The organism is Paenibacillus sp. y28, from assembly GCF_037137075.1.
Lineage (GTDB): Bacteria > Bacillota > Bacilli > Paenibacillales > NBRC-103111 > JBBBNV01.
The window spans coordinates 1-1,298 of record NZ_JBBBNV010000098.1; the positions used below are offsets into that span (position 1 = coordinate 1).

The window sequence follows — 1,298 nt, forward strand, 5'->3', positions numbered from 1 at the left end:
CAAATTGTTATTGTGAAGGCGACGGTGACCATTGAAAGAACTAAAGAAGGGATGGAGGAGAATGGAACCTAAATTGCATCTTGTCCATTGTTCCTTACGAGACTGCTACGGAGTCATGGAGCTGGTGTCCCGTAGTTCCGCCTCGCTGAATGGGCTAAATCCGGTGCACCGGCTAATGGAAACGGAGCTCATCGAGTCGGGGGATGAACATATTTTGATTTACAAGTGCAGCTGCTGCAACCGATTGGACTTTGTGGCCAACCAGGCACTTGCAAACCGTCTGAATGACAGGTATGCGGCGCTCCGGGCTGCAAATCTCTCAAGAAACTTGGAAGATTCTGTGGTATAATGGCGCAGTACAATAGAATGGCTTAAGGGCGGTCGGCTAATCTCCCGGAGGGGAGGTGAGGCCATGGAGGTTAAAGATGCGTTGACCCTGATGTTCATGTTCGGCATGTTCATCCTGGCGTTGCTGACGTACCTCAAAAAGAAATAGACCGCCCCTCGGGTAAGGTACGCGGTCTATTCTGTGAATCTCCCGTATAAGCCAACTGCCCTTAAAAGCAGCTGTTGTACAAGCGCTGCAGATGTTTCCAGCATTTGCGGCGCTTTTTACTATACGCATATTATACCACAATTATGTAAGACAAAAACTCATTTTTGTAAGACAAGACTATATTTTGTATATAGAAAGGGTGGGGAAAGATGAAGAAATGGGGGATTAGCCTGGCTTTAATTCTAGCATTGACCGGCAGCGGAATAAGTCCTCAGTATTCGGTAACAGCGGCGGACAAAAGCTTTACGGATTTGGTGGACAGTCACTGGGCCTATATGTCCGTTCAAGGGGCGGTCAGCAAGGGTTATGTTGACGGCTATGCGGACGGATCGTTCGCGCCGGATCGGCCGGTCAGCCGCGCGGAATTTATTAAAATGACCGTGACAGCCAATAAGCTTGCTGTGTCCGATAGTGGATCCGGTGAGGAATGGTATGTTCCGTTTATCAATGCTGCAGTCAATGCGGGATATTTGACGTGGAGTGACTTCGATTACGGGGACTGGAACAGCCCCATTACCAGGGAGCAAATGGCCTGGATATCTGCGAGAGCGGCGGACACAAGCCTGGACAAAGCAAGCGGCGGAGAGCTGCTTTATCGGGCAGCGCAAAAAGGTCTGATTCAGGGTGCAGCGGGAGGGCAGCTTGGACAGGATGAGGTCACGACTCGGGCACAGTCGGTAACCGTCATCGAGCGGGTCCTGACGGTCAAAGGCGGCGGCGAACTGTCCGTGGACAAGACTGC

Annotated in this window: 2 protein-coding genes; both read left to right on the forward strand. The window is 51.1% G+C overall.

The genetic code is table 11. From position 1 onward, the window contains the following. Positions 1-412: 412 nt before the first annotated feature. Positions 413-496 carry a putative holin-like toxin gene (locus WBG83_RS22435; protein ID WP_309248983.1) on the forward strand — a complete coding sequence of 28 codons (84 nt, stop codon included), beginning with the start codon at positions 413-415 and terminating at the stop codon, positions 494-496. A 209-nt stretch (positions 497-705) separates the two neighbouring features. Beyond that, positions 706-1,298, forward strand: a 593-nt coding sequence (locus tag WBG83_RS22440) for an S-layer homology domain-containing protein (protein ID WP_336747619.1), incomplete at its 3' end; no start/stop codon positions are given.

Excerpts from the sequence above, each read along its gene's own strand:
- WBG83_RS22435 (WP_309248983.1), top strand. The coding sequence starts at position 413 with ATGGAGGTTAAAGATGCGTTGACCCTGATGTTCATGTTCGGCATGTTC.